Source organism: Rhodococcus sp. ACS1 (genome assembly GCF_002300155.1).
GTDB classification, from domain to species: domain Bacteria; phylum Actinomycetota; class Actinomycetes; order Mycobacteriales; family Mycobacteriaceae; genus Rhodococcus_F; species Rhodococcus_F koreensis.
Genome location: NZ_NSDZ01000001.1, coordinates 247,708 through 261,321, shown reverse-complemented (window position 1 = coordinate 261,321; position 13,614 = coordinate 247,708). Strand labels below are relative to the sequence as shown.

The window sequence follows — 13,614 nt, the reverse complement described above, 5'->3', positions numbered from 1 at the left end:
CCTCGCGTACCTGGTCGACCAATGAATCTTTCACGGGTTCCATTTCCCCAATAACGGTATACGGTATACAAAGGAGAAGACATGCGCGATACCTTCCTGGTAGGTGTCGGTATGACACCGTTCGGCAAGTTTCCGGAGACGGATCTGGGCTCGTTGGGTCGAGGGGCTGTCCTCGAGGCGCTGGCCGACGCCGGCCTCGGTCCACGCGACATCGAAGTATTGGCCTGCGGTTCCGCGCGGAGCGGCACCCTCCAGTCAAGAGAGAGTGGCGTCGGTCAGCTCATCGGCTGGGAAGCCGGTATCGAAGGTGTGCCCGTCTACAACGAAAAGGCATTCTGTGCGTCAGGCGCGATGGCGTTCAACATCGCCACTATGGCTGTCTCGTCCGGTACCCACGATGTCGCGCTCGCGATCGGCGTGGAGAAGATGTCGCAGCGCAATGGAACGGGCAGGCCTCTCACCTCTGACGGTATGGCCTTTCAGAGCGAAGCCGGATACACACCGCCCGCCTACTACGCCATCGCCGCCCGCCGTCACATGGAGGTGTACGGAACCACGCGCGAACAGATCGCCGCGGTTGCGGTGAAGAACCGGACGGCTGCAGCCGACAACCCTCGCGCGCAGTATCGAGACCCATACACCTTGGATGACGTCCTGTCGTCGAGGCCCGTCGTGTGGCCGCTGAACCTACTCGATTGCTGCCCGACCGGCGATGGCGCTGCAGCCGCGATCATCGTCAGCGAGGCGGGGGCGGAGCGACTCGGGATCGAGCCGAAGATCAAGATCGAAGTGTCGTCGGCGGGTACCGGTTACTACCGAACCCAAGACCGAGACATGACCTCCTTCGGTCTCGACAGGGTCACCTCGCAGCGAGCCTACGAGAAGGCCGGAATCGGACCCGACGACCTCGATGTCGCCGAAGTCCACGATTCCTTCACCATCGGTGAGATCATCCACTACGAAGATCTCGGCTTCTGCGAACCGGGCTCCGGTGGCAAACTGGTCGAAAGTGGAGAGACCGCGCTCGGTGGCCGACTTCCCGTCAACACCGGTGGTGGGCTCCTGAACCGCGGGCATCCCCTCGGCGCCACGGGAGTCGCCCAGATCGTCGAGCTGGCCGATCAGCTGCTCGGCCGCGCAGGTGCCCGCCAAGTGCTCGGAGCGAAGACTGCTCTCGCACACATCTCGGGTGGCTTCCACGAAGACGACTTCGCTACTTCCTGTATCACCATTCTGACCAAGTACGGACGGTAGAAGCATGAAAGAATTGGGAGAACTGTCGCTGGGGCGGTCATTGCTCCTCCAACTGGACGGGCAGTCACCGCGGCTGGCCGCGAGCCGTTGCCCGAGCTGTGGCGATGTACGCATTCCGCAACGCGAGGTGTGCTGTAACCACCAGGTGACATGCGAACCGATCCAGCTCAGCGGATTGGGCACAATCTACGAGGCCGTTCATATCTCGTTGCCGCCGAGCGGATTCGACGAACCGTTCTGGGCCGGATTCATCGACCTGGAGGAGGGGCCCCGCTTCTTCGCGCAGATCGGGTGTGAGCCCGGCGAAGGCAACCCCGAGCACGGCGAGGTCGTCGAAATGTTCGTCGAACCGATCGGATCGGCCGAATCACAAATTCTGGCACCGGTGTTCAGGAGGGTGGGTAGCCATGCTGCACTCTGACCTTGACGAGCAGCTGAGAGACCTCGTGGATGTCACACACCGTGTGGCAACGGAGAAGATTCGACCCCTCATCGACGAGACAGAGCGTTCCGGCACCTTCTCGCCGGAAATTCGAGCCATCCTCGCTTCAGCGGGATTCTTCGGACTCGTAGTACCGGAGGAATACGGCGGCGGCGACAGCGACGTCCGGCACCAGGCAGTGGTGTTGGAGCAGCTGGCCCGCACCTATCCCAGCGCTTGCACGTACCTGACGGCACACTGGCTCGCCACCAAGGTGATCGCGCTCAATGCGACAGGACCGGGCGAACCCGACTGGGTCCGTCCACTGCTCGAGGACGCGGCTTCGGGAACGCGGATGGGCGCCATTGCCGCCACCGAACCCGACCACGGTTCGGACCTCGCGCGAATCACCACGAACGCGCGGCGCGACGGTGACGACTGGATAATCAACGGCACCAAGCGATTCATCACCAACGGTGGATTCGCCGATTTCTACACCGTCCTGGCGCGCACCGGCGGAGAAGGATCACGAGGGCTGTCTCTGATCTTCGTGGAGGCGGACCGCGCCGGCGTGAGCGTCGGCCGGTGGGAGCGGAAGATGGGCCTCCACGGCTCGGCGACGGCAGAAATGATCTTCGACGACGTCCGCGTTCCGGCAGACCACGTCATCGGCGAGGTCGACCGAGGATTCACCTACCTCATGCGGGGCTTCGACGAGGGACGCGTCGGTGTTGCGGCCATGTGCCTGGGGATCGCTCAGGGCGCCCTCGACGCAGCGACCGCCTACGCGACGCAGCGCCGACAGTTCGGCAAGGAGATCGCCTCGTACCAGGGCGTGCAGTTCCTCGTCGCCGACATGTCGATCGGTGTGCAAGCGTCACGCTCGGTGGTGTACGACGCGATGCACGCCCTCGTCGCCGGGCATCCGGACGCATCGAGGCTGGCTGCAATCGCGAAGACCCTGGCATCCGACACGGCAATGGAAGCGACGTCCAACGCGGTCCAGGTCCACGGCGGAGCGGGATATGTCAGCGACTTCCCGGTGGAGATGCTGATGCGAGACGCCAAGATCGGCCAGATCTACGAGGGCACCAACCAGATCCTGCGGATGCTGATCGCACGCTCGTACTTTGGGGACGCGGCGCGATGACACCGCCACCGGGAGGCCGGCACACCTCGACCGCTCCGTCAGGCCCGTCTGCGGCTGCCGACACCGTCTCGAATGTGTCGGATGGTCAGGTGCAGGTGGAATTCGACGGTCCGGTCGCCCACGTGATTCTCAACCGTGCCGGAAAGATGAACGCGATCAACCGAGGTGTCCTGCGCGGTGTCCGCACCGCGATCTCGCTCCTCGATCACGAACCCGCGGTCCGCGTGATCGTACTGAGAGGCGCCGGCAAGGCATTCTCGGCGGGCGGAGATCTCGGTGAAGTATCCGAGATTGCCGGCGACACCGCAGCGTTCAGCGAGTTCCTGGACTTCTGGCACGCGTCGCTCGCCGTCGTGGAGAAGTCCGATCGACCGACTATCGCCGCGGTCCACGGATTCGCGCTCGCCGGTGGATTCGAGCTCACCCAAGTCTGCGATTTCGTCGTCGTCGGTGACCGGACGGTGTTGGGCGATCAGCACGCCAACTACGGACTGTTTCCGGCCGGTGGCTCGACGCAGCGGTTGCCGCGCCAGATCGCCGAGCGCCACGCGAAGTGGATGCTGATGTCAGGTGAAGGCATCGAGGCCGACACTGCGGTCTCGTACGGGCTGGCCAATGTGGTCGCGCCGGAAGCCGAGGTGGTCGAACGAGCCCAACAGATGGCGGAGCTCCTTGCGGACAAGAGCATGCATGCGAGCGCAGCAATCAAATCGGCGGTCGCGCTCGGTCGTGACCGGCCTCTGTCGGATGCGATTGCACTGGAGCGTGACATAGCGGTCCGGCATATGGCCGGCTCCGATGCACGCACCGGTTTCGAAGCGTTTCGGGCGCGGTCCGTTCCAGTATTCAGATGAACTTTTGCTCAGAGAACAAATAGCGGGAGAGGTGTATTTGCGGTGTTGGATTTGACGGATGTTTTGTATGGCGGATTGACGATGACATCATGACCACTTCCGGGTCCTCGACTCCATCCGTAAACGGCACAACCATCGATTTCGGCCTTCGCAAAGACGAAGGGAAGTCGAAGGTCATGGAGCTCGACGATGCGATCCGTTCGTTTGTCGAGCCGGGCAACACGATCCACGCGGCCTATTCGGATGCTCGCCCCAATGCTGCGCTCATGGCAGTCGCACGCGTGTTCAACGGAACCGATCCACAGTTCACCCTGGTGACTGCGGGAATGGTCAACATTCAACACTCGTTGATCGAACTCGGGTTGGTCCGTAAGGTGATCGCGTCGTTCGCCGGTGAGAACTTTCCGGTGGCACGCCCCAATCCCGCCCTCGTGAGGGCCATTTCCAGCGGTCAGGTACAGATCGAACATTGGTCGCTGTGGTCCTTGCTCGCGCGGTTGACTGCGGGGGCGTTGGGAGTGTCCCACTTCCCCGTCAAATCGATGCGGGGAAGTTCGATGGGGGACGAGGCAGCGGCTCGCGGCGAGTTGATCGACCTGGCCGCACTCGACGGCGGATCGGACACAAGCCTGGTCTCTGCGTTGCGACCGGACATCGTCGTCATGCACGGTGCAGCTGCCGATGCGCACGGAAACGTCATTCTGGCTGCCCCGTACGGTGAAGGGCAGGTGGGAGCGCTGGCCGCCAAACAGGGTGTAATCGTCACGGTGGAACGCATTGTGTCCACCGCCGAAATTCGAAAGATGAATACACGCACGCGAATTCCAGCGCACGTCGTCCGCGCAGTGTGTGAGGTACCTTTCGGTGCACATCCGTTCGGATTCAATAACCCGGGTGTTCCCGAAGTGGAGGGATACGGCGAAGACCTGGATTTCGTTCTGGACACGCTGAAGGCCAGCAAATCGCCGGAGACCTTCCGTCGCCACATCGAGCAATGGGTGACAGGAATCAATGGGGTGGACGAGTACCGCCGACTCCTCGGGGACGATCGACTGAAGTCGCTGATTCGGCGAGATGTCGCCACCAACGAGATTGCAGTTGCAGTTCCCTCGCCCATTGAGCCGGCCACGCCGGTGGAGCACCAGGTGATCGCGACTTCCCGTGCACTCCGTCGGTCCGTCATGCGACGTGGACATCATGCGGTTCTTGCCGGAGTGGGACTGTCCAACCTCGCTGCGTGGGTGGGTGTCAAACTATTACGGAAGGACGAAGTCGATGTCGCGTTGATGGCGGAGATCGGTCTCTTCGACTACTCACCGCTTCCCGGTGAGCCGTTCATCTTTGCCGGTCAGAATGTTCCGACGAACAAGCTGTTGGTGGACGTGATGAGCGTGTTGGGTATGTATGTATCCGGACCAGGGACATCAGCCATCGGATTGGTCGGTGCCGGACAGATCGACAAAACCGGTGCGATCAACTCCACATACTCCGACGACGGCCGTTTCATTGTCGGATCCGGCGGGGCCAACGACGTCTTGTCGGGTGCGGAGGAGGTGATCGTCACGGTCGGTCACGACCGTACGCGACTTGTCGAGGCGGTACCCTACATCACCTCACCGGGCGCGAAAGTCCAGACGATCGTCACCGAACTGTGCGTGTTCGACCGATCGCCGAGCACCGGAGAGTTCGTTCTCACTGCCTTGTTGCCTGCGGCGGGAGCGACTGTAGCAGAAGGCCTTCGTGAAACCCGCGAACGGACCGGGTTCACATTCGAAGTCAGTGATGGGCTCACCATCGAAGTTCCGCCGTCGGATGAGGAGCTGACGATCCTCCGTGCGTTCGATCCGCAGAAGTTCTATCTCCGCGATCGGTAGTTCGCAGGCGATGTGGCGTACACAGCGTACGACTCAAGTGGTGTGCTGGCGGTGCGACGGGAGGTAGATGGATCCGACGGGACAGACGCGAAGCGAGGGAGCAATGGCACAAGACGAGGGAGTAACAGTGGAAGGTGTATCCGAGGCGGGACTGATCCCACGCTACCGATCTCATCCTCCTGGAATGAGGCAATCCAACGCAATTCACGGCAGCGCGACAGGAACAGATCGTCGGGCACGCGTCGATCGGGCACAGCCTCGGGCGTCACAGTTGTCGCCCGAAGGAGAGGAGATCTTGCGACTCGCAGTGATCTGGGAGCCATACGGTGGCCCCTCGAACGAGGAGATCTTCGTGAGGTTCGGTGTTTCGCGGAGGCGTTTCGGTGAAGTTCTGGCTGATGCCGTGAAGGATGCGGGAATCGAGCAGTCAGTGGCGGATCGGTTGCTCAACGCTTACGTGCGAGATCGGTTCGAGTCGGCAATAGGACGGTGCCGGCCACGAGCAGCGCCTCGAGCTTAGCCTGGATGCACCGATCCGGATGAGTTCGTGGGTGGGTCGTAACGGCGAAATGCCCTGTCGTAATGGAATAATTGAACTTCTCACAGAAACAATTCGGCCACGACGAAGGGCATCTCGTAGATGCAACTATCTCACACCCGACCCATCGCCGCTGCCAGGTTCGACGATCCCAATCTCGTGTCGACTGCGGGACTGGTCCCGGTGATGGCATTGGCGCAGGCCAGCGGCCTGCTCACGCTCGCCGACGAGCAGCTGAGCGTGCCGACCGACAAGGGCGCCAACCCGGGCCGCAAGATCGGGTCCCTGATCGGTGGGATGGTCGCCGGCGCGGACAGCATCGCTGGCCTGGCGATCCTGCGGCACGGGGCGATCTGAACGGCATTGTCACGTTAACGAGCTGTCGAGAGTGGCTGGCAGGATGGTGGTCGTGAGCACCGCCGCGCCGTCGTACAAGCGACACCGCTACCCGAGCGAGATCATCGACCACTGCGTTTGGCTGTACTTCCGGTTCACCTTGAGCTTTCGCGACGTCGAGGAAGTGATGCTGCAACGCGGCGTGGTCGTGTCCTACGAGACGATCCGCCGCTGGTGCGCCAAGTTCGGCCAGGACTACGCCAACCAGCTACGTCGCCGCCGTGCCCGCCCCGGCGACAAGTGGCACCTCGACGAGGTGTTCGTGAAGATCAACGGCAAGCAGCACTACTTGTGGCGGGCGGTCGATCAGGACGGCACCGTCCTGGACGTGCTGGTCCAGTCGCGCCGAAACGCCCCGGCGGCCAAGCGGTTCTTCCGCAAACTGCTCAAGGGACTCGGGTATGTGCCGCGGGTGCTGGTCACCGACAAGCTCGGCAGCTACCAGGTCGCGCACCGCGAGATGATGCCGTCCGTGGAGCATCGCCGATCGAGGTATTTGAACAACCGGGCCGAGCTGTCCCATCAGCCGACCCGGCAGCGGGAGCGGGCGATGCATGGGTTCAAGTCACCGGCCCACGCCCAACTGTTCCTGTCCGCCTTCGGGGTGATCTGCTCACACTTTCGACCGAGACGGCACCGGCTTCCGGCCGGCGAGTACCGACAGGTGATGGCCGACCGGTTCGCGGTCTGGCGCGAATCCACCGGCAGCGCCACAGCTGCCTGAAACGTCAACCGCGACGCCGCCGCTGCCTCAATTTACACCGGAACACGTTGTGCCACCGAACATTCAAGTTAATGTGACAATGCCGTGCGGACACTGCCTGACACATCGGCCGGAAATCCCGCATCCGCGCTCGTCTCGACCGGCTGCCCGGGGACCTGCTCTCGCCCGAACCGCGGCATGGGGCCCCTGCGTCATTCTGTTCTCGGACCGAAGAGCGTCGGGATGTTGATGCTCCGATCGATCGACGGCGCTTTTGTCCGGGCCCGGAACCTGTCAACCTTTCTGAGACAGTGCTTCGGCAGGTTTAGTGTGTCGGGTTCTCCTCCTCGGTGGGTGGTTTGTTGATCCATGTGGTGGTGGGAAGTGCCGGTGGTTCCGGTGGGTTGTGAACGAATCGTTCCGGGTGCGCGGCGTAGGCGGTATCGAGGACGATGCCACGCCGGCGGCGCACCTCCGTGGCTCGCCCGTAGTGCACGTCGGCAGCGGTGTGTAGGCCGATCCCGGAATGGCGATGCTCGAAGTTGTACCAATCGAAGAATTCCTTGCCGTGCATCCGTGCGGCCTCGATGTTGGCGAACCTGCCAGGAAAGTCCGGCCGGTACTTCATCGTGCGAAACTGCGACTCCGAAAACGGGTTGTCATTGGACACGTGCGGGCGTGAATGGGACTTGGTGACCCCGAGGTCGGCGAGCAGCAACGCGACCGGCTTGGACGTCATCGACGACCCCACCGCTGCGAGTTCAGTACCGCGAGGGCCCGCGCCCGTTCCGCGTTCGACAATGCCCGCGGCTGCGCACTCTCTCGCCCGGAAGCGTTCGCCGGCCCGACTTCGGGGATTGTCGGTGAAGTGCCCTGTATGCCAGCGCATTTCGGGTGTGCACGGTAGTAGCTGGCGTGTGCACGACCCGTCGAGGTGCACGCGTGGCGCACCCCGATCAGCGGCGTCAACTCGGCGATCGCGTGATCGATCATCGTCAACGCCTGCTCCCGCGATTTTCCGCGCTGCTCGATGAGAGCTTCTCCAAGAGCGCGGACAGTTCCCCCTGGATACGGATCACGTCCCGGGCCTGCTCGAGTTCCGCGGTCAGCCGCGCATTCTCCGCAGCCAATCCGCTCTCGGTGGGCCCGGTTGCCGGCTTGGGTCCGCGCGGCACCGACAAGCCGGCGAGGGCACCCCTGTCGCGTTGACGCCGCCATTCGGTGAGCAACGACGAGTACAGGTTCTCCCGCCGCAGGATCGCCCCCCGCTCACCGTGGTCGGCTCGCTCGTATTCCTCGACGACGGCGAGCTTGTACTTCGCGGTGAACGTTCGCCGCACCGCCTTCTCGGCCACTTGGGGGTCGGGCACCTCACCGGGTCGCACACCGACCGGATCCACCCGGTCCGCAGTCTCTTCGCTACTCAATGCTTCCTACTCCGAACTCGCCCTCAAACCTCACTGATTACAGACACAGATTGTGTCTCAGACCAGGTTGACAGAGAGGGGCCGCCACGAGAGTGCCGTCCCTGTTTCGGTCGGCGCGCCTCAGGCGGCTACCAGCCTGAGACTGACCGGCAGCGGTTCAGCCGTCCCGGCGCCCGACCGGTGTTGCCGCGGTAAACACAAGACCGCGCGGCGCCGTCACTGCCGAGCGAAAAGTGCCTCGACGAGCGCGGTGGCCGATGCGGTCTTCGCCGCCGTTCTCGTTGATGCGTCGGCGGTGGCGGTGCGGCCGGCGAGGTGCACGGTGGCGGTGAAGCGGGGTGCGTGCGCGGGACCGTCGGTGCGAATCTCCCACTCGGGTGGGGCCTGATTGTTGTTCTGGGCCAGGCTCATCAGCCAGGCGGTCGGGTTGGAGAGTGCCTTGGATTTCTTTGCCCCGTCCAGGTTCAGTGCGGCCGGCGTGGTCTTCCGATGCGGTTCGACGGTCTTGGCGGGCCGGGAATCCTGTGGCGTCGGTGGGGGAGTCGTGGGTTGCGTGGACGGCTCGGTGGTGGGCCAGTCCGGTTCGGTGTCGGGGTGGTCGGTGCCGGTCAGCTGCGCGCGCAGTGCCGCCCAGAGGGCGGCCTGTTCGGCCGGCTTCTTCGCAGCCGCGATGGTCCAGGGGCCGCGGATGCCGAGGTGGGTGGCGCGGGCGGCGAACAGCGGGTTGTGGGCGGCGCCGTTCTGCCGGGTCTCGACGTCGGTGGGGGGTTGGTCGGGGTGGGTTTGCCGCCACACCGACGCCACACTCGGGCCCATCTCCGGATGGGCGGCGGCCATGGTGTCGAGGACGCGGAGTTGGATCGGGCGCCAGGTGGGGTCGGCGGCGTCGATCAGGACCGCGACGTCCGGGACGGTCAGCAGGTCGGCGTCGACACGGCGGGCGAGTTCGGCGGCGATCTCGTCGCGAAGCGGTCCGGCGGCCGCGGCTTTGAGGACCTTGTGGAATCGGCGCCCGTCCAGTGCAGCGAGATCCTGGGTGGCCTGCTCGGCGACGATGCGGTGGTCGGCGTGTTTGAAGTGGTTCTTCTTCGCTTCCCGAGCCTGGCGGGTGCGCCGGTTCAGGTCGGCGCCGAGGGCGGCCAGTTGGTCCGGGTTGTAGGGGGTGGGGGAGTGGTCGAGGTGGGCGAGGATGATCCGCTGGTTGATCAGGTCGGCGACCCTGCGCAGCGGTGAGGTGACGTGGGTGTAGGCGCTCAGGCGGAGGCCGTAGTGGCCGTGCACGGTCGGGTCGTAGGTCGCGGCCCGCAGCGTGGACAGCAGCCGTCCGCGGAGTTTCGCGAACAGGTCCGGGTCCCCGGCCGCGGCGGCGATCTCGGTCATGAGCTCGTCGGTGCTGCCGGCGACCGGGTTGGGTCGGTGGTTGCGGAAGAGGATCGGCAACCCCTGCTCCACACACCAGAGGGCGACGGCCTCGTTGGTGGCGATCATCAGTTCCTGGACGATGAGGTAGGCGACGGTGCGCAGTTCGGCGGCGATCGCCACGATGGCGCCGTCCTCGTTGGCTGCCCAGCCGCGGGTGAGGTCGTAGAACGCCAGCGCCCCACCGTCGCGGCGGGCGCCCAGCAGGGCCTGCGCGGCCGCATCCGCCGCGGCCAACTGGACATGGAGCGGATGCTGCGGGTCGGTCAGGATGCCGGGCACCTGCGCGTGATCGACGGCCGCACATCTTCCGGAGGGGATCTGTCCGCGGGCGACGGTGACGTCGACCAGGCGGCCATCGGTCGTGATATCGCCGGTGACCCGCAGACTGGTCCGCCGAGACTCGGAGGTCAGGGTGGCCGCCTGTTCGGCCGTCTCGCCGAGCATCGGGATGGTGCGGTCGCGCAGGTACCGCGTCTCCGCCCGCAGGAACGCCTGCTCGTCGGCGCCCGACCCCAGTTCCACGACGTCGGCGACGCCGGCGATGTGGACCTCGACCGCCCACCCACGCGCCCCGGCGAGCGGGAGGACCGAGAAGGCGTCGTCCCGGTCCCGCGCGGAGGCGGAGTCGATCATCAGCAGCGTCGACAGGTCGGTCGTGGTCGGTGATGCCATGTCGATACCCCCTGGGTTCCCTACAGGTCTTCGACGATAACCGGCTACGGACCCTGCGGGTCGCCGGCACACGCCGGGCCAACCCCACGGCGTGGGTGGCATCCTCGTGTGAGGTCCCATGGAATGGTGTGCGGTCAGCGCTGCGGGGTGTCACTACTCGGCCGACGATGTGGACGGTGCGACACGCAGAACGTTGATAAGACCAGCTAGCAGCATCTTTCCTTCAGCACGAACATATGCGCGCCCCAGATGGGTTCGACACGATCATGCCCAAGACCCTTGCCACCGCTGCGGTCGACCGACTGCTGCATCATGCCCACATCGTGCTCGCCGAGGGCACCTCGCTGCGGCTGAGCGAGGCCACCGCCGGACGCGGGGTGGTGCCACTGACCTGACCGAACAGGGAGATCACATGACCGCGGATAGGGAGATCAACTGTCCGCAGGCTGGGAGGTCACCTGTCCGCCTACAGGGATCCCCAGGGATCTGGCGCACTTTCCGTGATCGACAGTGCCGGGTCGTCATCGGAATCGACAGGCGACCCGAGCGCACAACCCATGAATCTGATGGGCAGCCAACGACTCTTCTCGCCTCGCGGTGTTTCCTCGCGACGTCGACCTGTCCACTGAAGTCATCTACCGGTCCGGGGCTTTCACGGAAAGTGCGCCAGATCCAATTTCGGATCTGGCGCACTTTTCGTGAAGGTGTTCGGCGTGTCGCCACGGTGTGCTGACCTGCGGCGGGTGAGGATCGTCGGCGTGTGATTTCGAGGGCGTGCGGGCGTTGCTGCCCCACCTGGTTGGTGTTGTTATCGCAGGGGTACGTCGGGTCGGTTCCACGATCCGCATCGCCGCGGAACCGCAGGGCGACCGGGGACGGTGTCCGGGCTGTGATGGTGAGTCCGCTCGCGTGCATTCCCGGTACCGCCGACAGTTGGCCGACACCGCGATAGGTGGGCATCCGGTCATGATCGACCTTCGGGTGCGTCGATTCTTCTGCGACACCATCGATTGCACGGCAAAGACTTTCGCCGAGCAGGTGCCGGGTCTGACCCGCTCGCGGTCACGACGCACGCCCGTGCTCGGCGCGATGGTCACAGCGATCGGATTGGCCGTGGCCGGGCGGGCCGGGGCGCGGCTGGCGACTCGCCTCGGGGTGGCTGTCGGCAGGGACACCCTGTTGCGGGCGGTCCGGGCCATGAGCGATCCGGAGATCGGGGAGGTCAGCGTCCTGGGCATCGATGACTTCGCGATCCGCCGCGGGCACGTGTACGGCACCCTCGTGCTGGACATGGTCACCAGCAAGCCGATCGACCTGCTCGCCGACCGTACCTCTGACACCGTTGCCACCTGGCTGAAAGAGCATCCCGGCACCGAGGTGGTGTGCCGTGACCGCGCCGGCGCCTACGCCGAAGGCATCCGGATCGGTGCGCCAGATGCCGTGCAGGTGGCCGACCGCTGGCACCTGTGGCACAACCTGGCCGAGGCGGTGGAGAAGACCGTCACCCGTCACCGCGCCGACCTGCGTCTACCCGACCAGGAGGTCGATCAAGTTGGCGTCGTCACCGCAAGGGTCGATGAGAACGCGGACGCCGCGAGCGAGCCGATCGACGGTCGGCTCGTCACCCGAACCCGCGAACGGCACGCCACTGTCCGGCAACTGGCTTCCCAGGGGATGTCGATTTCCGCGATCGGGCGGAAGCTCTCACTCGACCGCAGGACGGTACGGCGGTTCGCGCGCGCCACCGAGAGGTCGAGGAGCTGCTGACCAAGGCGGAGTGCCGCGCCAGCCTGCTCGACGAGTTCAAGCCCCACCTCCACGAACGCTTCAACGCCGGGTGCACCGATGCCGCCCGGCTCACTCGCGAGATCGTCGAGTTGGGCTACCGCGGCAGTGACAAGACTGTCCGCCGCTACCTGCAGCCATTGCGGAGCGCTCTCAATTCGCTTCCATCAGCACCCGCAGCGCCGTCGGTCCGGCAGGCCACCGGCTGGCTGACCCGCCACCCGGATCGGCTCAGCACCGACGAACGCACTGAGCTCGAGGCGCTGCTGGAACGCAGTCCCGCCCTGGCCACCACCCGAGACCTCGTCCACGACTTCGCCGAGATCATGATCGAGCGTCGCGGGAGCGACCTCGGTGCCTGGATGACGGACGTTGACACCAACGGAGATCGGGCACTGCGGTCCTTCGTCACGGGTTTGCGCCGAGATCTCGATGCCGTCACCGCAGGGCTGACGTTGCCCTACAGCTCCGGGCCTGTCGAAGGACACATCAACCGCATCATTCTGTGGAATCTGAGATGCTCAAACGCCAGATGTACGGACGCGCCAACCTCGATCTGCTCCGCAAACGCGTCATCCACTCCGTATAGCCAAGCACCCCAACAGAATCACGAAAAGTGCGCCAGATCCAGAAACCAATGTCCCTTGACAAGCGTGTCGCTGCTTAGTTCTGGCCTGTTTCGGTGCGAGGGTGGGGTGGCAGACTTCCCCTTCCCTCTGCCGGTCAGGACTGTTGTCATGCCTACCGAGTGCGCACAAACCATGAGTGACACGGACTGGGAGCTGAGAAGCGCCGTTGCGGGAGCATGTTGTAGGTTCCACGTTTCGGTGTCGGTTTTCCAGATTTCGCGTCGGTGGCGTGTCGGTTGTCCAAGTGCCGTGTCGGCAGGAATCCCTAACCTGATACGTTTCCGCAGGTCACAAGATTGGCTGACGGATCCACTACTGCCCAGGCGCCCGGGATCCAGCAGAATGCCGGGGTGCCCGCTCTGACAAACTGGCTGGAAAGCCCAGGTCGCCGAGATGAACGACCGACGTCGGACGTTGAAACCTACACGTCGTGCCGTTTCCATGTAGCGTCCCTGACGCCTGGCTCGACGCCGCGACCGTATACGAAGC

10 protein-coding genes and 3 pseudogenes are annotated in these 13,614 nt (G+C 64.5%); 10 read left to right on the top strand and 3 right to left on the bottom strand.

What is annotated here, in order from left to right:
- Positions 1-81 precede the first annotated feature (81 nt).
- The 7 genes and pseudogenes from CJ179_RS01220 (at position 82) to CJ179_RS01190 (ending at position 7,211) form a co-directional block, all read left to right on the top strand.
- A complete protein-coding gene (locus tag CJ179_RS01220) occupies positions 82-1,254 on the top strand; it encodes a thiolase family protein (RefSeq protein WP_257015231.1) in 1,173 nt (390 codons plus the stop codon).
- A 4-nt stretch (positions 1,255-1,258) separates the two neighbouring features.
- On the top strand, positions 1,259-1,675 hold the full coding sequence (locus tag CJ179_RS01215) for a Zn-ribbon domain-containing OB-fold protein (RefSeq protein WP_095860476.1): 417 nt from the start codon (positions 1,259-1,261) through the stop codon (positions 1,673-1,675).
- Positions 1,662-2,825, top strand: coding sequence for an acyl-CoA dehydrogenase family protein (locus tag CJ179_RS01210; protein WP_095860475.1), 1,164 nt, complete (start codon positions 1,662-1,664; stop codon positions 2,823-2,825). The genes CJ179_RS01215 and CJ179_RS01210 overlap by 14 nt, the downstream gene beginning before the upstream one ends.
- Positions 2,826-2,899: 74 nt before the next feature.
- Positions 2,900-3,679, top strand: a complete 780-nt coding sequence (locus CJ179_RS01205; RefSeq protein ID WP_257015230.1) for an enoyl-CoA hydratase/isomerase family protein — start codon at positions 2,900-2,902, stop codon at positions 3,677-3,679.
- 89 nt (positions 3,680-3,768) lie between these two features.
- Positions 3,769-5,553 carry a CoA-transferase gene (locus tag CJ179_RS01200; protein WP_095860473.1) on the top strand — a complete coding sequence of 595 codons (1,785 nt, stop codon included), beginning with the start codon at positions 3,769-3,771 and terminating at the stop codon, positions 5,551-5,553.
- A 640-nt stretch (positions 5,554-6,193) separates the two neighbouring features.
- Positions 6,194-6,445: pseudogene (locus CJ179_RS01195) on the top strand (IS1380 family transposase); the annotation flags it as partial.
- 46 nt (positions 6,446-6,491) lie between these two features.
- Positions 6,492-7,211 (top strand): IS6 family transposase, encoded by a 720-nt coding sequence (locus CJ179_RS01190; protein ID WP_143548876.1) that lies wholly within the window; start codon positions 6,492-6,494, stop codon positions 7,209-7,211.
- Between the two features lie 304 nt (positions 7,212-7,515).
- Here the strand turns inward: CJ179_RS01190 and CJ179_RS01185 are convergent.
- From CJ179_RS01185 to CJ179_RS01175, 3 genes and pseudogenes are all read right to left on the bottom strand, one after another.
- Positions 7,516-7,938: pseudogene (locus CJ179_RS01185) on the bottom strand (integrase core domain-containing protein); the annotation flags it as partial.
- Between the two features lie 247 nt (positions 7,939-8,185).
- Positions 8,186-8,617, bottom strand: coding sequence for a hypothetical protein (locus tag CJ179_RS53940; RefSeq protein WP_143548860.1), 432 nt, complete (start codon positions 8,615-8,617; stop codon positions 8,186-8,188).
- A 216-nt stretch (positions 8,618-8,833) separates the two neighbouring features.
- Positions 8,834-10,711, bottom strand: a complete 1,878-nt coding sequence (locus CJ179_RS01175; protein ID WP_095860470.1) for an RNB domain-containing ribonuclease — start codon at positions 10,709-10,711, stop codon at positions 8,834-8,836.
- A gap of 245 nt (positions 10,712-10,956) precedes the next feature.
- Between CJ179_RS01175 and CJ179_RS01170 the strand changes: the two are divergent.
- The 3 genes and pseudogenes from CJ179_RS01170 to CJ179_RS52510 form a co-directional block, all read left to right on the top strand.
- Positions 10,957-11,106: pseudogene (locus tag CJ179_RS01170) on the top strand (ATP-binding protein); the annotation flags it as partial.
- Between the two features lie 379 nt (positions 11,107-11,485).
- Entirely contained in the window at positions 11,486-12,478 is a 993-nt protein-coding gene (locus CJ179_RS52515) for an ISL3 family transposase (protein ID WP_257015228.1), read from the top strand.
- 110 nt (positions 12,479-12,588) lie between these two features.
- Complete coding sequence (locus tag CJ179_RS52510; protein ID WP_306454231.1) at positions 12,589-13,488, top strand: transposase; 900 nt, start codon at positions 12,589-12,591, stop codon at positions 13,486-13,488.
- Positions 13,489-13,614: the final 126 nt, after the last annotated feature.

Excerpts from the sequence above, each read along its gene's own strand:
- CJ179_RS01200 (WP_095860473.1), top strand. The coding sequence starts at position 3,769 with ATGACCACTTCCGGGTCCTCGACTCCATCCGTAAACGGCACAACCATC.
- CJ179_RS01220 (WP_257015231.1), top strand. The coding sequence starts at position 82 with ATGCGCGATACCTTCCTGGTAGGTGTCGGTATGACACCGTTCGGCAAG.
- CJ179_RS01210 (WP_095860475.1), top strand. The coding sequence starts at position 1,662 with ATGCTGCACTCTGACCTTGACGAGCAGCTGAGAGACCTCGTGGATGTC.
- CJ179_RS01175 (WP_095860470.1), bottom strand. The coding sequence starts at position 10,711 with ATGGCATCACCGACCACGACCGACCTGTCGACGCTGCTGATGATCGAC.
- CJ179_RS01215 (WP_095860476.1), top strand. The coding sequence starts at position 1,259 with ATGAAAGAATTGGGAGAACTGTCGCTGGGGCGGTCATTGCTCCTCCAA.
- CJ179_RS01190 (WP_143548876.1), top strand. The coding sequence starts at position 6,492 with ATGGTGGTCGTGAGCACCGCCGCGCCGTCGTACAAGCGACACCGCTAC.